This is a genomic window from Paracoccus zhejiangensis, from assembly GCF_002847445.1.
In the GTDB taxonomy this organism is placed as follows: domain Bacteria; phylum Pseudomonadota; class Alphaproteobacteria; order Rhodobacterales; family Rhodobacteraceae; genus Paracoccus; species Paracoccus zhejiangensis.
Genome location: NZ_CP025430.1, coordinates 2,825,275 through 2,841,216, shown reverse-complemented (window position 1 = coordinate 2,841,216; position 15,942 = coordinate 2,825,275). Strand labels below are relative to the sequence as shown.

The window sequence follows — 15,942 nt, the reverse complement described above, 5'->3', positions numbered from 1 at the left end:
TGCGGCAGAGCCCGCAGCGGATGCTGCCGCCGAGGCTCCGGCCGAAGGCGAAGCCCCGGCAGAGGGCGAGGCGCCGGCCAGCAACTAAGACTTTGGTCCGTCAGACCAAGATTGATCTCTACAAGAGCCACCCCGAGGTTATGCTTGGGGTGGCTTTTCGCTGAAAGGATGTGAACGGTTTGAGGAGGAAACCCCACATGCAGATTACAGGTCCGCTCGCCCTCATGGCGCTTGGGCTGGTCATGGCCGGCCCGGCGCTCGCCCAGACCAGTGGCACGACAGAGACCACGCCCGCCGAGGCTGCCCCCGAGGCAGAGGCTGCCGCCGCAGACGCGGTGCCGCCGCCCACGGAAACCGAACCGGGTGCCGAGGTGACGGCCGAAGGCAATCACATCCTGCCCAATGGCATGGACATCACCGCCGACTACATGGAGAACGGCCGCTGGTACAACGCCGAGGGCATCCCGACCTTCAAGATCGACGATGACGTGGTCGATTACGCGGTCTTCTCGGGCTATCGCCGCTATCACGCGGAATGCCATGTCTGCCACGGTCCCGATGGAGAAGGCTCGACCTATGCACCGGCGCTGAAGGATTCGGTGCTGAAGATGGACTATTACGACTTCCAGGAGATCGTTGCCTCGGGCAAGAAAGAGGTGAACGCCGCTGCGAACCAGGTGATGCCGGCCTTTGCCACCAACAAGAACGTCTGGTGCTATATCGACGACATCTATGTCTACCTGCTGGTCCGCGGCACCGACTCGATCGCGCGTGGCCGTCCTGCCAAGAAGGCCGACAAGTCCCCGGAATTCACGGCGCAGGAAGATTCCTGTATGAACGGCTGATGCGCGGCGCAGTCCTTGCCCTGACCCTCATCTGTGCCGTCGCCAGCCCGGCGGCGGCGCAGGTCGCTGACCTGCGCTCGACCACCGCGTTCCGGGTCTGCGCCGATCCGGCGATGAAGCCGATGTCCGCCGAGGATGGATCGGGATTCGAGAACAAGCTGGCCGAGTTTTTCGGTCAGCTGCTGAACCTGCCGGTGACCTATACCTGGTTCCCGTCGGGTACCGGCTTCATCCGCAAGACGCTGCAGGCGGGGGAATGCGACGTGGTCATGGGCTATGCTCAGGGCGACGAGCTGGTGCAGAACACCAACCATTACTACACCTCGATCTATGGCATCGTGACCCGCAAGGATGGCGACCTGGCCTCGGTCGACCATCTGGCCGACCCGGCGCTGAAGGATCACGAGCTTGGCGTCATTGCCGGCACGCCGCCGGCGACGATCATGGCGCGGGCGGGGCTGGCCAAGGACCTGCGCGGTGGTGACCTGACCGTGGACCGGCGGGTCGAGGACCCGGTGGGCGATATGATCCGAGGGGTCAAGGACGGCACGCTGGACGCGGCTGTGCTGTGGGGTCCGCTGGCCGGACCGCAGGTCAAGGCCGATCCCGAGCTGCAGTTCACCCCGCTCTTGAAGGAAACCGCCAGCCCGAGGATGTTCTACCGCATCACCATGGGCGTGCGCCTGCCGGAACAGGAATGGAAGCGCGAGCTGAACAGCCTGATCCGGCGCAATCAGGACCAGATCAACGCCATCCTGGCCGAGGCCGGCGTGCCGCTGGTCGATGACTACGGCAAGGAACTGCTGAATTGATCCTGCGCGCTGCCATCCTTGGTCTGGTGGCGGCGCTGGCTCAACCGGCCCTTGCGCAAACATCGGGGTTCGAGATTTACCGGGGCGAGCCCTATAACGCCAAGGTTCCCGACCGGTTGAAGGGCGCCGAGACCATCGATGCCGATATGGCCATCGCACTGCACGATCAGGGCGTGGCTTTCATCGATGTCTATCCCCGAACCCGCAAACCCGAGGGTCTGCCCGAGGGCACGATCTGGCGCGAGCCGCGCCATGACACCATCCCGGGCGCGTTGTGGCTGTGGGATACCGGCTATGAACGCCAGTCCGATGCCGAGAAGGCGCGGCTTGAGGTCGGGTTGGAGCGGGCGACGGGCGGCGACAAGACCGCGCCCGTGGTCATCTTCTGCCGCGCCGATTGCTGGATGAGCTGGAACGCCGCCAAGCGCGCGCTGTCCTGGGGCTATACCGGCGTGCGCTGGTTCCCCGAGGGCACCGATGGATGGCAGGCGGCGCTGGGCGCCGATCTGGTCAAGGCTGAACCTGCCGACCCGTGAAGCTGCCGAAGGCGCGGGGACCGGCGGGCAGATCGATCTCGGCGGTCACCTGCAGCGTCGTCGCATCGATGATCTGCAAGGTATCGCTGTCCCAGTTCGCCACCGCCACGCCGCTGCCATCGGGCAGGGGGGCGATGCCCTCGGGATAGTCGCCGGTGGCAACCGTGTCGATGACGGTCAGCGCCTCGGGATCGAAGACGGTGACCGTCGAGCCATACTGATCGGTGACAAAGCCCCGCCCGCCGGCAAAGGCAACGGCATAGGGATGGCTGCCGGTCGGCAGGCTGCCCGTCAGCTTGCCGGCCACCGGGTCGATCATCGACAGGCTGTCGCCCTGCACGTCGGCGGTCCAGATACGCCCTCCATGCCAGGTGATTCCAAAGGGATGCGGTCCGGCGGTCTTGACCTGATGCAGCCGCTTGCCGCTGGCGGCCTCGAAAATGCTGACCGCATCGGCATCGCGATCCGCCGTCGCCACCAGCGCGCCATCCGGGCTGACGGCGATACCGGCGGGCGCGGCCCCGGTTTCGGCCTGCCACAGCGTCTCGAGATCCACCCCGAGGCGCATCAGCCGCCCGCCATACCAGTCGGCGACATAGACCGCGCCCTGCGGCCCGGTGGCGATGCCAAAGGCACCCTCGCCGAGATCCAGCGTACCGGTGATGGCACCGGATTCGTCCAGCACGGTCAGCCGCCCGGTATCGGCCGAGATGACGAAGGCCCGGGCGGTGGCGGGGTCATAGGCGACCGGCGCAGGCGCGCCCTCGATGGTCGTTGTTGCGATCACCTCGCGCCGGGTCAGGTCGATCACGCTGACCGCGTTGCCGTTCTGCGAGGTTACGAAGGCCAGATCCCCGGCCAGTGCGGCCGGGGCGGCTAGCGCAAGGGCGGCCAGCGCCGCCCGGATCATTCGACCTTGCCGAACTTCTCGGCCAGGGCATCCAGCCCGGCCTGATAAACGCTGGTCACCGCCGCGGTCGCATCGTCATCGGTCTGGCCGGCAGGCGGATCGTTATTCGGGAAGCCGCGATAGAAGCCGCCCTTCCAGACCACCTCGGCCTTGCCGTCCTTGTCGTTGACCTGCAGCGTCGAGGAATAGTTGGTTACCGGCAGAACCTCGACCGCGACCTCGGTGATCATGTACTTGTAGCTGCGCTTTTCGGGATTCACCGCCATCAGCTGCTCGGTGATGGTCGGATCGCCGCTGTCGGCCTTCAGATGCAGCACCCGGGTCGATTCATCCGGGACATCCGCCGGCGCGCCCTCGGGCACCATCTCGGTCGAGGCGACGGCCGGATGCCAGCTCATGTCGCCAAAATTGCCGATGGCTGCCCAGACCTCGTCGGGCGTGGCATCGAGTACCACCGACAATTCGGTTTTCAGCCGAGACGGGCCATGCGCGCCCGCCACCGTTGCCGCCGCGAAGACGATTCCCGCGGCCAGCGCCGCAATTCTTGCCATCATCGTGATTGTTCCTCCCACTCACTTCGGGCGAATGTCCTGCGCCGCAGGATGCGCGCAGCGTCTTGGCGCGTCCATCCGACAAAGGGATGAGCCAAACATTCCCGAGCAGCCCGGGAACGATTGCAGGCTTGTCACAAGCCCCCTGTGCCAGACACCATAGTTCGGGGAGGGGCCTGATGTTTCAGAGAATCATCATACTTTTGGCGGGGTTGGCCGGGTTCGCGCTGCCTGCTGTGGCCCAGCAGGCAGCAGAACCGGTTCTGATCCGCTCGGCGGTGTTGCGGGTGGACAATCCCGGCTTGCCGCCGATTTCCCGGCTGGAATTGCCGACCGAGGATCTGGGCTTTGCCGGGGCGCGGCTGGCGATAGAGGATAATGACACCACCGGTCGCTTCATGGGGCAGGATTTCGAGGCCGTCGAAGTGGCCGCCACGCCCGAGACGGCGGCGGCGGAACTGGACAAGCTGATCGGTGAGGGCATCCAGTTCGTCGTGGTGCTGGCTGATGACCCGACGACGCTGGCGCTGGCCGATCAGGCGGGCGACCGGGCGTTGATCCTGAATGCGCTGGCGCGGGGCGACAACCTGCGCGGCGCCGATTGCCGCTTCAACACCGTCCATGTCGCGCCGAGCCACGCCATGATCGCCGATGGTCTGGCGCAGTTCCTGGTGTGGAAACAGTGGCAGAACTGGTTCCTGATCAAGGGCAGCCACCCGCAGGACGAGGATCTGGCGCAGGCCTTCCAGCGCGCCGCGACGAAATTCGGCGCCAAGATCGTCGAGGAACGGGTCTATGAGGATACCGGCGGCGCTAGGCGCACCGATTCCGGCCATGTTCAGGTGCAAAAGCAGATGCCGGTCTTTACCCAGCGCGCACCGGAACATGACGCAGTGATCGCCGCCGACGAGGCCGACATCTTCGCCGCCTACCTGCCCTACCAGACCTGGGACCCACGCCCGGTGGCGGGCTCGGCCGGGCTGGTGCCGCGCAGCTGGCATCCGGCGATGGAAGCCTGGGGCGCGACCCAGTTCCAGAACCGCTTCGAGAAACTGGCCGGCCGGCAGATGCGCGAGGCCGATTACCAGGCCTGGCTGGCGCTGAGGATCATCGGCGAGGCGGCGACGCGCCAGCAATCCGCCGATCCGGCGGTGCTGAAAGAGTTCATCCTGTCGCCCGATTTCGACGTGGCCGGATTCAAGGGCCAGAAACTGACCGTCCGCGACTGGGATCACCAGCTGCGCCAGCCGATCCTGCTGACCACCGGCCTGTTGATGGCCAGCGTCAGCCCGCAGGACCAGTTCCTGCACCAGACCAGCGCGCTGGATACGCTGGGGATCGACCGCCCCGAAACCGAATGCTCGTTCTGAGGTTTGCCATGAAACACGCCCTTGTCCTTACCCTCTGCCTTGCCGCCAGCCCGGCGCTGGCCAACCGCGTCTTCGTGACCAATGAAAAGGGCAATGACGTGACCGTCATCGACAGCGAGACGATGGAGGTGATCGGCAGCTATCCCGCCGGCAACCGCCCGCGTGGCATCACCATCAGCCCCGATGGCAAGGAACTGTATGTCTGCGCCAGCGACGACGACCTGGTGCGGGTCTTCAATCCCGAGACGATGGAAGAGACCCATACCCTGCCATCGGGTCCCGATCCCGAGCTGTTCGTTCTGCACCCCTCGGGCAATCCGCTCTATATCGCCAACGAGGATGACAACCTGGTCACCGTGGTCGACACCCAGACCCACAAGGTGCTGGCCGAGATCCCGGTGGGGGTGGAACCCGAGGGCATGGGCGTCAGCCCGGATGGCAAGTTCGTCATCAACACCTCGGAAACCACAAACATGGCGCATTTCATCGATACCGAAAGCTTCGAGATCGTCGCCAATGTGCTGGTCGACAGCCGCCCCCGCTTTGCCCAGTATAACGATGCCGGGACCAAGCTTTACGTCACCAGCGAGATCGGCGGCACGGTCAGCGTAATCGACCCGGCGACACAGCAGATCACCACCAAGATCGGGTTTGACATTCCCGGCGTCCTGCCCGAGGCGATCCAGCCCGTGGGCGCGCGGGTGACGGCGGACGGCAAGACCGTTTTCGTGGCGCTTGGCCCGGCGAACCGGGTGGCGGTGATCGATGGCGAGACCGACGAGGTGATTGATTACCTTCTGGTCGGCCAGCGCGTCTGGCAGCTGGGCTTCTCGCCGGACCAGAAATACCTGTTCACCACCAACGGCAATTCCAACGACGTTTCGGTCATAGACGTGGCCGCGCGCGAGGTGATCAAATCCATTCCGGTTGGCCAGCAGCCCTGGGGCGTGGTCGTCGCACCGAACTAGATCCGTATTCATTCTGAAGGAGAACCCCGTGACCCGATTGCTGAGCCTGCTGTTCCTCTCCACCGCCTTGGCCCTGCCCGTGGCCGCGCAGGAAGCCACCGCCCCTGAAGCAACCACCGAAGCCGAGGCTCAACCCGTCGAAGGGACGGAGGCTGAAGCCGAGGAAGAGGAGGGCGAAGAAGAAGAGGCCGCTGCCGAGGGCGAGGGCGTGCTGCAGGCGGCGGGGAAATACGACTTCGGTTTCTCGGGCATCATGGCCCGCGATAACCGCGCGCTTCTGGCGCCGTTGACGCTGAGCGCCGGGCAGCCGGTCGCCTCGGGTGAATACACCATCAAGTCGGGTGGCTACTACACCATCCACATCAATGCCGACGGCACGCAGGAACTGGCGCTGTCGGGCGGCGATTTCTTCCGCGCCGTCTGGATCAACGAGGTCGTGATCAACGATATCGAGATCCGTCCGATGGGGGTGCACAGCATCGAATTTGACGATGCCGGCAGCGCAAGGATCAGCTTCATCGCCATTGTGCCGGGCCGCTATACCCTGTCGATCCCCGGCTCGACCGGCGAGACGCAACAGGCGGTGTTCAATATCCAGTAGCGCGCTATAGTCGCGCCATGACCCCGGCCCTTCAGATCAGCGATGTCAGCCACAGCTTCGGCCCGGTCGAAGCCCTGCGCAACGTATCGCTGAGCGTGCCGAGGGGCGGGTTCACCGCGCTTCTGGGGGTGAACGGGGCGGGCAAGACCACGCTTTTCTCGCTGATCACCCGGCTTTACAACAATACCTCGGGCAGCATCGCTGTCGCCGGCTATGACCTGCGCCGCCAGCCGGCGCAGGCCCTGGCGCGGCTGGGGGTGGTGTTTCAAAGCCGCGCGCTCGATGCCGATCTGACCGTGGCGCAGAACCTGATGTATCACGCCAGCCTGCACGGCATTCCGCGCGCCGAGGCCCGCGGCCGCATCGGTGATGTGCTGAGGCAGGTCGATCTGGCCGAGCGCGCCGGGGACCGGGTCAACGCCCTGTCCGGCGGTCAGCAGCGCCGGGCCGAGATCGCCCGCGCCCTGATCCACCGCCCCGATCTGCTGCTTCTGGACGAGGCGACCGTGGGTCTTGACGTGAAGTCCCGCGCCGAGGTGCTGGCCTTGACCCGTCGGTTGATCGCCGAGCGCGGTGTTTCGGCGCTCTGGGCCACGCATATCCTTGACGAGATCCAGCCCGATGACGGGCTGGTCATCCTGCACAAGGGGCAGGTGCTGGAAAACGGCAGGGCCGGGGATGTCTCGGGCGAACGGGGCCTGACGCAATCCTTCCTCGACCTGACGGGCGTGGCGGCATGAGTGATATCGCCTTTCCGCCCCGGGCCTGGGCCACGGCCTTCCTTGGCATCGCCCGGCGCGAGACGTTGCGCTTCGTGAACCAGCGCGGCCGCTTCCTCGCGGCGCTGGTCCGGCCCTTGGTCTGGCTTTTCATCTTCGCTGCCGGATTCCGGGCCGTGCTGGGCATGTCGATCACGCCGCCCTACCAGACCTATGTGCTCTACGAGGTCTACGTGACCCCCGGCCTCTGCGCCATGATCCAGCTGTTCAACGGCATGCAATCCTCGCTCTCGATGGTCTATGACCGCGAGACCGGGGCGATGCGGACGCTGCTCGTCAGCCCGTTTCCGCGCTGGTTCCTTCTGGGGTCGAAACTGGTCGCCGGGGTGATCGTCTCGATCATCCAGGTCTATACCTTCCTCGCCATCGCCTGGTTCTGGGACATCCGCCCGCCGGTCTGGGGCTATGTCGCGGTGCTGCCGGCGCTAGTCCTGTCGGGGATGATGCTGGGGGCGATGGGGCTGTTTCTCAGCTCGGCCATCCGCCAGCTCGAGAACTTCGCCGGGGTAATGAACTTCGTCATCTTTCCGATGTTCTTCGCCTCCTCGGCGCTCTATCCGCTGTGGCGAATGCGCGAAAGCTCGGTCCTGTTGCACGACATCTGCGCTCTCAACCCCTTCACCCATGCGGTCGAGCTGATCCGCTTTGCCCTCTATCTGCAGGTGAACTGGCTGTCTCTGACCGTGGTCCTAGGCTGTTTGGCGGGGTTCTTTGGCGCGGCGGTCTTCATGTATGATCCGGCCAAGGGCGCCTGGGGGCGCAGGAAGGGGGCCACATGACGCGCGTGATTGCCATGATCCTGATGCTGGGGGCCGCGCCTGCGGCCTTCGCCGCCTCGGGCACCGATCCCACATGGCCCTGCATCCAGCGCAAGCAGCCGCATCTGTCCATCGGCCAGATGTGGACGGGGCCGCAGCCCGACGAGGCGACGACCACCCTGTCCCGCGACCCCGAAATCGCGGCGCTGGCCGCCCGACTGGAACAGCGCCGCCTGCCGATCGAAGAGGCCGAGCCGCTGATCGCCGATTTTGCCGCTGAAGCCGATAATGCGAGGCTGACCGCGCTGATGCAGGCGATCCTGGCCAAGATCGAACCCGAACGCAGCGCGATGATCGAAGGCATCGCCCGCTATGGCCAGAAACAGGTCGATCTGGCGAAGATGATCGAGGATCGCCGGGCCAAGATGGCCGAGCTCGAGGCCGCCACGGAGCCCGATTTCGACGCCATCGATGCCGAGGAAGAGGCTCTGGACTGGGATCAGCGCATCTTCACCGACCGCCAGCAATCCCTGACCTATGTCTGCGAAAGCCCGGTGATCCTTGAACAGCGCGCCTTCGCGCTGGCCCGCGCCATCGCCGCGCATCTGGACTGACGTCCCGTTTTCATCTTGGCAGAAATATCCCGGGGGCGGCGGGGGCAGCGCCCCCGCTGAGGGTGCGGCTTACAGCCCCGCGCCCTCGTCCACGCCCAGCATGATGTTCAGGTTCTGCACCGCCGCGCCCGAGGCACCCTTGCCCAGATTGTCCAGCACCGCGATGACATTGGCGCAGCCATTGGCGTCGTCACCATGGACCGAGATTTCCAGCATGTTGGTGTCATTGAGCTTGGTCGGCACGATGCGGGGTCCCGCCTCTTCCGCCGTCACCACGCGGACGAATTGTGCGCCCGCATAGTGATCGGCCAGCGCCTGATGCAGAGTCGCAAGGCTGCGCCCGCCGCCCAGTTGCAGCGGCAGCTGGATCGCCATGCCCTGGGCGAAATTCCCGACTGCCGGTGAAAACACCGGTCGCGTGGTCAGCCCGGTGCGGGCGATGATCTCGGGCAGGTGCTTGTGATGCTGGTCCAGCGCATAAATGAAATGCGCTGGCGCCTCGCCAGCGTCGAAATCGGCAATCATCGCCTTGCCCCCGCCGGTATAGCCGCTGACGCCGATGATCGACAAAGCCTCGTCCTTCGCCACCAGCCCGGCAGCAACCAGCGGCGCGATGATGGCGATGGCACCGGTGGAATAGCAGCCCGGATTGCTGACATTCTTGGCCGCGGCAATGGCCTCGCGGGCGCCGGCTGCGACCTCGGCAAAGCCGTAGACCCAGCCATCGGCCACACGATGCGCCGTGGATGCGTCAATGAACCGCACATCCAGCCCCTCGGCCAGCGCCACCGCCTCGCGGGCGGCATCGTCGGGCAGGCACAGGATCGCCACATCGGCGGCGGCAAAGGCCTCGCGCCGGGCCTCGGGCTCCTTGCGGCGGGCGGGATCGACCTGGACCAGTTGGATATCATCGCGATTCGCCAGACGATCGCGGATCTGAAGACCCGTCGTGCCTGCTTCGCCGTCGATGAACACCTGATAGGCCATGCCCCATCCTCCTTCTGAATGCCCGATCTATAGGCCGATGATCGGGGCCGCACAATGGACATGAAAAATCGCCCCGCAGATCGATATCCGACCGCAGCCGCGCGATTCGCACCTGTCCAAAAGGACCACTGTCGAGAGCAGTTTAACGAACCTTAGTATCGAAGTCGATTCATCAGTCGAAACGGGGCCTTAATCGTTCCCCCTGATCCGCCTGATCCTGGCGATGCAGTGACAGTTTTAACGCGTGGAGGTTAACGCATGAACAGAATCGACGGTACCAACAACACCATCAGTTACGAGGCCATCTACGGAACTGACGCTTCGGACTGGATCTACAGTTATGACGGGTTCGACGTCGTCCATGGCGGGCCGGGGAAAGATATCTACACGCCCGGAAATGACGGCGACCTGAAGTTGTTTCGTGACTTTCAGGACGGTAGCGACCTCATTGATCTGAGCGGCTGGGGCGTGACCAGTTTTGACCAGCTCGTCATCACTGAGATTGATGCGACCAAGATCAAAATCTCCACTGCGGATGGCAGTCACTACGTCGATGTCAGTCCTATGTATGATGTCGGTCAAATCACGGTGGACGCCACTGATTTTATCTATGCTGGCACCCCGCTGCATGAATACTCGACCGGCTTCGATAATGTGTCGGTGACAGTGAACGAATATGCGCTGCATTTCGGCAATGGCGGCACGAACTGGCTGAATCTGGGCGATCTCGTCCGTGGGGCCCAGACCAGAGATGGTGGAGCCGTGGTCATCATGGATGACGACGCCCTTGGCAATGGCACCTTCACCGTAAGGGGCGTAACCCAGCATTTCTTTGATTTCCAGAATATCCGCGGGACGAATGCCCAGGACACGCTGGTCGGCGATCAGCAGGACAACAATCTGGCCGGGCTTGGCAACGCTGACGAAATTCATGGCGGCGGCGGGGATGATCGCCTGTTCGGTAATATCGGGTCCGACACGCTCTATGGCGATAACGGCGCTGATGTACTGAACGGCGGCGACGGCTATGACCAGATGTGGGGCGGTGCCGGGGCGGACAAGTTCGTCTTCGTCAGCTTCGACACGCGCAGTGATCTGGTCCGCGACTACGAGGACGGGATTGACCAGCTGGATATCAGCCAGTGGGGTGCCGACAGCATGGACGATCTGACCCTCACCGATCTGGGTGCTGGTCGCGTCCGGGTGGCGCTTGCCGATTCGTCCCTCAGCTTCGAGCTGCGAGATACCGACCGCTCGTTGCATTCCGCGGACCTCGACAGCTCAGACTTCATCTTTACCTGATCCCGCTTTTCAGCGCCTACAAGAAGGCCCGCCGGCTGCAAGCCGGCGGGCCTTCTGCCGTCTGGGCCGGAATCAGTGACGATAGAGCAGCGACCGGCCATCATGGAACAGGTGCAGCTTCTCGGGCGCGGCGGTCAGGCGTACGGTCTTGCCGCCCATGTCGCGATGGATGCCGGGCAGCTTGGCGACGACCGGGGCCTTGCCGTCGGGCTGATTGGTGCCGAAGTAATGCAGCGTCACCTCGCCCAGGGCCTCGCTGAGATCGACCTGGCCCTCGAACAGAACATCGCCGTCGGTTTCGACCATGTCCTCGGGGCGCACACCCACGTTGACGCGCATTCCCTCGTCGCCGGGCTGGGTTGGGATGGCCGCATGGGCGATGCCGCCGCCATCCAGCTGGACGGTGGTGACCTGGCCGGTCTGGACCACCTTGCCGGGCAGCAGGTTCATCGCCGGGCTGCCGATGAACTGGGCGACGAATTCGGTCATCGGCCGCTCATAGAGCTCCAGCGGGGCGCCGACCTGGGCGATGCCGCCACCGGCCAGCACCACGATGCGGTCGGCAAGGGTCATGGCCTCGGTCTGGTCATGGGTCACGTAGATCATCGTCCGGTCGGGCATCGAGGCCTTCAGCTGGGCGATCTCGATCCGCGTGGCGACGCGCAGGGCGGCATCGAGGTTCGACAATGGCTCGTCGAAGAGATAGACCTTGGGGTCGCGCACGATCGAGCGGCCGATGGCGACGCGCTGGCGCTGGCCGCCGGACAGGGCCTTGGGCAGACGGTCCAGATAGGGGGTCAGCTGCAGCATCTTGCCGGCGCGGTCGGTTGCTTCCTGGATCTCGGCCTTGGACTTGCCGGCGATCTTCAGCGCGAAGGCCATGTTGTCCCGCACGGTCATATGCGGGTAAAGCGCATAGGACTGGAACACCATGGCGATGCCGCGCTGGCTGGGTGGGATGTCGTTCATCACCCCGCCATCGATCTTCAGCGTGCCGCCGGTGATCTGCTCCAGCCCGGCGATCATCCTCAGCAGCGTTGACTTGCCGCAGCCGGACGGGCCGACGAAGACGATGAACTCGCCGGACTTGATGTCCAGATTGATGTTCCGAAGGACATGCACGTCGCCATAGGATTTGGCGACATCCTTCAAATTCAGATCAGCCATGAGCCTCCCCCTCCTCTATCCCTCGTTAATCTCGACCTGCCAGGGCGCCAGCCCCGCCGCAGGTTTGTTCGACAGGTTCGCGCGGATCTGCAGCTTGTCCTCGCCCGCCGCGCGGCGGAAGGACAGGACCGAACCCTCGGCCTTCATCGCGGTCTGATCGCCGATGCGCAGCGCCGGATGCTTCTGCCGCAGGCCGATCGACCAGCGGTAGTGGTTCAGCAGCGAATCCGGGTCATCCTCCTGCTCGCTGACCGCCAGCGCGCGATGCGCCTCGGGCACCGGTAGCCACGGCTTCACCGTCGAGAAGCCGGCATAGTCATTGGCCTTGGCCTCCCAGGCCATCGGCGTGCGGCAGCCGTCGCGGCCCTTGAACTCGGGCCAGAATTCGATGCCATAGGGGTCCTGCAGGTCCTCATAGGCGATATCGGCCTCGGGCAGGCCCAATTCCTCGCCCTGGTAGAGGCAGACGGAGCCCTGCAGCGCCATCAGCACCGTTGCATAGGCCTTGGCGGCGGCGGGGTTCAGGTTCCAGCGCGACATGTGGCGGACCACGTCATGGTTGGAAAAGGCCCAGCAGGGCCAGCCATCGGGGGCGCGACGCGCTTTCTCGTCGAAGACCTCGACGATGCGGCCGGCGGTCAGATCCTCGCCCGACAGGAAGTCGAAGACATAGGACATCTGCACGCCGTTCTTGCCGCGGGTATATTCCTCCAAGAGCTCCCAGGCTCGTTCGCTGTCGCCGATCTCGCCGACGGCGGCGGCGCCGTATTCGTCCATGACCGCCCGCAGCTTCTTCAGGAAGACCAGGTTCTCGGGCTGCGACTTGTCGAACTTGTGGCTCTGGTGGTTGTAGGGGTTCACAGCTGGCGCGGTATCCGCCCGCCGCTGCTCGGGCGGCAGGCCCGGATTGTCGCGCAGCTGCGCGTCATGGGTATAGAAGTTGATCGTATCCAGCCGGAAGCCGTCGACGCCCCGTTCCAGCCAGAAGCGGGCCACGTCGACCAGCGCCTCCTGCACATCCGGGTTGTGGAAGTTCAGGTCGGGCTGTTCCTTCAGGAAGTTGTGCAGGTAATACTGCTCGCGCTTGGGGTTCCACTGCCAGGCGCTGCCGCCAAAGATCGACAGCCAGTTGGTCGGCCCGGTGCCATCGGGCTTCGGATCGGCCCAGACATACCAGTCGGCCTTGGCATTATCGCGCGAGGATTTGCTTTCGTGGAACCACGGATGCTGGTCCGAGGTGTGCGACAGCACCAGGTCGATCAGCACCTTCAGCCCCAGCTCGTGGGCACGGGCGATCACCCGGTCGAAATCCGCCATGGTCCCGAATTGCGGGTCGATGCCGCGATAATCGCTGACATCATAGCCGAAATCCTTCATGGGACTGGTGAAGAAGGGCGAGATCCAGATCGCATCCACACCCAGCGACGCGACATGGTCCAGCCGCTGCGCGATCCCTGCGAGATCGCCCCGGCCGTCATCCGTCGTGTCCTGGAAGCTGCGCGGGTAGATCTGATAGATCACCGCGCCCTTCCACCAGTCATTCGTCGTCTTCGTCAACTTGATTGTCCTTACTTGACCGATCCGGCCAGCAATCCGCGGACCAGGTAACGTTGCATGGCGAAGAAGACGATCAGCGGCACCGAGATGCTGATGAAGGCCGACGTCGCCAGGATTTCCCATTCGCCGCCGCGCGACCCCATCATCTCGCGCAGGGCCGCAGTCATCACCCGCTGTTCATCGGTGTTGCCAAGGAACACGGTGGCGACCAGCAGGTCGTTCCAGGTCCAGAGGAACTGGAAGATCGAGAACGAGGCCAGCGCCGGGAAGGAAAGCGGCAGGATGATCTTGCGGAAGATCTGGAACTCGGTCGCGCCGTCGACGCGGGCGGATTCGATCACTTCGCGCGGCAAGCCTGCCATGTAGCTGCGCAAGAGATAGATCGCCAATGGCAGGCCGAAGCCGGTATGCGCGAGCCAGATGCCCAGATAGCCCTTGCCGATGCCGATCTCGTTGTGAAAGCGCAGAAGCGGGATCAGCGCCACCTGCAGCGGCACGACCAGAAGCCCGACCACGACCGCCATGATCAGCGCGCGACCGGGGAAACGCATCCAGGCCAGCGCATAGGCGGCAAAGGCCGCGATCAGGATCGGGATGATCGTCGCCGGGATGGTCACGGTCGCGGTGTTGATGAAGGCGCGGCCGATCCCGTCCGCCGTCAGCACCCGCGTATAGTTGGCGGTGGTGAATTTCGCCGGGGCGGTGGTGGTGGTGAAGATCCGCTCGCCACGGCTCATCTCGAAGGGGGTGGGCGAGGTCAGGCGATAGCTGCCATCTTCGTTCACCGTCAGCTCCCAGCCATCCTCGATGGTCTGGCTGCTGCCGGGCGCGAATTCAGCCGGCCGGCGGGCCGAGGTGCCCCAGCCGATCAGGTCCTGACCCTCGGTGACCAGCGAACCTTCCAGCACATAGAGGCCGCCATCCTGGGTCGCGTCATCATCGGTGCCGGTGCGGACGAAGCCCGTCTGCTCCTGCGCCGAGAAGGATTTCCACCAGCCCGAGGTCGAGATCTGGTCGCGATCGCGGAACGACGAGACGAACAGGCCGAAGGTCGGGATGGTCCAGAGGATCACCAGCAGAAGCGCGGCGATGTTGACCGACCAGGTCAGCGAGGATTTCTGTCCTGCCATGCCTTCCATCAGCGGGCCTCCTTGCGCAGGTTTACGATGTTCCAGATCATGATCGGGGTGACGAGCAGCATCAGCACGATGACGATGGCCGAGCCGCGCCCGGCATCGTTGGCCCGGAACGCCCAGTCATACATGTAGTTCGCCAGAACCTGCGTGCCGTATTGACCGTTGGTCATGACGAAGACGATGTCGAAGACCTTCAGCACGGTGATGGTGATGGTGGTCCAGACCACGGCGATGGTGCCCATGATCTGCGGCACCTTGATCTTGAAGAAGACCTGCATCGGCGATGCGCCGTCCAGAATGGCGGCTTCGATGGTTTCCTCGGGAATGCCGCGCAGCGCAGCCGACAGGATCACCATCGCAAAGCCGGTCTGGATCCACACGAGCACGATCATCAGGAAGAAGTTGTTCCACGGAATCAGGTTCAGCCAGACCTGCGGGTCGCCGCCAAGCGAGGTGACGATGGCGTTCAGCAGGCCGATCTGCGATTCACCCTCCTCGCGATATTCGTAGATGAATTTCCAGATGACGCCGGCGCCGACGAAGCTGATCGCCATCGGCATGAAGATCAGCGACTTGCCGATGCTGCCCCATTTGATCCGGTCGGTCAGCTGCGCGGCGAGCAATCCAAAGAGGGTCGAGAGGGCGGGAACGACCAGCAACCAGAACAGGTTGTTGCGCATCGATTCCCAGAATTTCGCATCGCCCAGCAGCCAGACATAGTTGTCCGCGCCGACGAACTGGCTGCCGCTGGCGTTGTGCAGCGAGGCCCAGAAACTGCCGATCACCGGATAGACCAGGTAAAGCGACAGGAACAGGATCGCGGGGCCAAGGAACAGCCAGGGGCGGATGACATTCGCGCGCCGGATATTGTCCCCGGCATTGGGTCCGCGCGGCGGGTAGATCGCGTCCAGTATCCAGTTCGAGCCCCAGAACCACGCGACGCAGCCGAATACGCCGATCACGATGGTGCTGACGGCGAGCCACAACAGATCCATCACTCGTCCCTCCGATTATCCGGGTTCAGTGACGGCCCGCCGCGGCGGGCCGCC

General features: G+C 64.3%; 17 protein-coding genes. 10 read left to right on the top strand and 7 right to left on the bottom strand.

Annotated elements, in window-relative coordinates; translation table 11 throughout:
- The first annotated feature begins 197 nt into the window (after nt 1–197).
- Genes CX676_RS13655 through CX676_RS13645 form a run of 3 tightly spaced genes read left to right on the top strand, consistent with a single transcriptional unit; the run spans nt 198 to nt 2,193 of the window.
- Nucleotides 198–845: a c-type cytochrome, methanol metabolism-related gene (locus CX676_RS13655; protein ID WP_232816457.1), complete on the top strand. Its 648-nt coding sequence runs from the start codon at nt 198–200 to the stop codon at nt 843–845.
- A complete protein-coding gene (locus CX676_RS13650; RefSeq protein WP_101753115.1) occupies nt 845–1,657 on the top strand; it encodes a quinoprotein dehydrogenase-associated putative ABC transporter substrate-binding protein in 813 nt (270 codons plus the stop codon). The genes CX676_RS13655 and CX676_RS13650 overlap by 1 nt, the downstream gene beginning before the upstream one ends.
- Entirely contained in the window at nt 1,657–2,193 is a 537-nt protein-coding gene (locus tag CX676_RS13645; RefSeq protein ID WP_101754337.1) for a rhodanese-like domain-containing protein, read from the top strand. Before CX676_RS13650 ends, CX676_RS13645 begins: the two co-directional genes overlap by 1 nt.
- Here the strand turns inward: CX676_RS13645 and CX676_RS13640 are convergent.
- Together CX676_RS13640 and CX676_RS13635 are read right to left on the bottom strand one after the other, a co-directional pair.
- Nucleotides 2,168–3,103 (bottom strand): YncE family protein, encoded by a 936-nt coding sequence (locus tag CX676_RS13640; protein WP_101753114.1) that lies wholly within the window; start codon nt 3,101–3,103, stop codon nt 2,168–2,170. The two genes, CX676_RS13645 and CX676_RS13640, sit on opposite strands and share 26 nt — an antisense overlap.
- Nucleotides 3,100–3,654 carry an SRPBCC family protein gene (locus CX676_RS13635; protein WP_101754336.1) on the bottom strand — a complete coding sequence of 185 codons (555 nt, stop codon included), beginning with the start codon at nt 3,652–3,654 and terminating at the stop codon, nt 3,100–3,102. Before CX676_RS13635 ends, CX676_RS13640 begins: the two co-directional genes overlap by 4 nt.
- Nucleotides 3,655–3,833: 179 nt before the next feature.
- Here CX676_RS13635 and CX676_RS13630 point away from each other — a divergent pair, with 179 nt between their 5' ends.
- From CX676_RS13630 to CX676_RS13605, 6 genes are read left to right on the top strand one after another with little or no spacing between them, the layout of a single operon-like run.
- Complete coding sequence (locus CX676_RS13630; protein ID WP_101753113.1) at nt 3,834–5,024, top strand: ABC transporter substrate-binding protein; 1,191 nt, start codon at nt 3,834–3,836, stop codon at nt 5,022–5,024.
- An 8-nt stretch (nt 5,025–5,032) separates the two neighbouring features.
- Nucleotides 5,033–5,992 (top strand): YVTN family beta-propeller repeat protein, encoded by a 960-nt coding sequence (locus tag CX676_RS13625; RefSeq protein WP_101753112.1) that lies wholly within the window; start codon nt 5,033–5,035, stop codon nt 5,990–5,992.
- 28 nt (nt 5,993–6,020) lie between these two features.
- Nucleotides 6,021–6,593, top strand: coding sequence for a hypothetical protein (locus tag CX676_RS13620; protein ID WP_101753111.1), 573 nt, complete (start codon nt 6,021–6,023; stop codon nt 6,591–6,593).
- Between the two features lie 17 nt (nt 6,594–6,610).
- Nucleotides 6,611–7,333: an ABC transporter ATP-binding protein gene (locus CX676_RS13615; RefSeq protein WP_101753110.1), complete on the top strand. Its 723-nt coding sequence runs from the start codon at nt 6,611–6,613 to the stop codon at nt 7,331–7,333.
- Nucleotides 7,330–8,151: an ABC transporter permease gene (locus tag CX676_RS13610; protein ID WP_101753109.1), complete on the top strand. Its 822-nt coding sequence runs from the start codon at nt 7,330–7,332 to the stop codon at nt 8,149–8,151. Before CX676_RS13615 ends, CX676_RS13610 begins: the two co-directional genes overlap by 4 nt.
- Nucleotides 8,148–8,744 (top strand): hypothetical protein, encoded by a 597-nt coding sequence (locus tag CX676_RS13605; RefSeq protein WP_408634463.1) that lies wholly within the window; start codon nt 8,148–8,150, stop codon nt 8,742–8,744. The genes CX676_RS13610 and CX676_RS13605 overlap by 4 nt, the downstream gene beginning before the upstream one ends.
- A gap of 69 nt (nt 8,745–8,813) precedes the next feature.
- On the opposite strand, the gene argC is transcribed toward CX676_RS13605, so the two are convergent.
- A complete protein-coding gene (gene argC, locus CX676_RS13600; protein WP_101753107.1) occupies nt 8,814–9,731 on the bottom strand; it encodes an N-acetyl-gamma-glutamyl-phosphate reductase in 918 nt (305 codons plus the stop codon).
- Nucleotides 9,732–9,989: 258 nt separating this feature from the next.
- On the opposite strand from argC, the gene CX676_RS13595 reads away from it, so the two are divergent.
- Nucleotides 9,990–11,033 (top strand): calcium-binding protein, encoded by a 1,044-nt coding sequence (locus CX676_RS13595; RefSeq protein ID WP_101753106.1) that lies wholly within the window; start codon nt 9,990–9,992, stop codon nt 11,031–11,033.
- Nucleotides 11,034–11,105: 72 nt separating this feature from the next.
- Here CX676_RS13595 and CX676_RS13590 read toward each other — a convergent pair whose 3' ends face one another.
- From CX676_RS13590 to CX676_RS13575, 4 genes are read right to left on the bottom strand one after another with little or no spacing between them, the layout of a single operon-like run.
- The gene (locus CX676_RS13590; protein WP_101753105.1) at nt 11,106–12,200 is read right to left on the bottom strand and encodes an ABC transporter ATP-binding protein; all 1,095 of its coding nucleotides are present in this window, start codon (nt 12,198–12,200) and stop codon (nt 11,106–11,108) included.
- Nucleotides 12,201–12,215: 15 nt separating this feature from the next.
- Nucleotides 12,216–13,757: an alpha-amylase family glycosyl hydrolase gene (locus CX676_RS13585; RefSeq protein WP_232816456.1), complete on the bottom strand. Its 1,542-nt coding sequence runs from the start codon at nt 13,755–13,757 to the stop codon at nt 12,216–12,218.
- A gap of 11 nt (nt 13,758–13,768) precedes the next feature.
- Nucleotides 13,769–14,896 carry a carbohydrate ABC transporter permease gene (locus CX676_RS13580; RefSeq protein ID WP_101753104.1) on the bottom strand — a complete coding sequence of 376 codons (1,128 nt, stop codon included), beginning with the start codon at nt 14,894–14,896 and terminating at the stop codon, nt 13,769–13,771.
- On the bottom strand, nt 14,896–15,888 hold the full coding sequence (locus tag CX676_RS13575) for a carbohydrate ABC transporter permease (protein WP_101753103.1): 993 nt from the start codon (nt 15,886–15,888) through the stop codon (nt 14,896–14,898). Before CX676_RS13575 ends, CX676_RS13580 begins: the two co-directional genes overlap by 1 nt.
- Nucleotides 15,889–15,942 lie beyond the last annotated feature (54 nt).